The 326-nt window shown below is 41.4% G+C and carries 1 protein-coding gene; it reads left to right on the forward strand.

Annotation, left to right across the window (positions count from 1 at the left end; all coding sequences use genetic code 11):
• Positions 1-118: 118 nt before the first annotated feature.
• Positions 119-326, forward strand: a 208-nt coding sequence (locus AN394_RS21390) for a helix-turn-helix domain-containing protein (protein WP_152968976.1), incomplete at its 3' end; no start/stop codon positions are given.

A 326-nucleotide genomic window follows, 5' to 3' on the forward strand; every position in this document is an offset into this window, starting at 1 on the left:
TTTTTAAATAGGCAGCTTCTGCCTGTTCTCCATTCGTACATTTTACTCATAGACTAGATTGACAATTTAACGCTAAGTGTAATAATAGTTACCGCAATTGACAACCTACGGAAAGACCATGCTAACTGGCATTAAGCTACGTGCTAACCCAACATCACATCAAAAACTGGTTTTAAGCCAGTGGATGGGTTGCGCACGCAGTATTTGGAATGCCAAAGTTGACGAAGAAAAGTATTTCCGCACCTTTGCACGTAAATACTACCCAACGGGCACTTATGCCCCAATTGACCAGAAAACATCACAATTCAAGTCGAAGGAGTTAACCC

Source organism: Pseudoalteromonas sp. P1-26, from assembly GCF_001401795.1.
Lineage (GTDB): Bacteria > Pseudomonadota > Gammaproteobacteria > Enterobacterales > Alteromonadaceae > Pseudoalteromonas.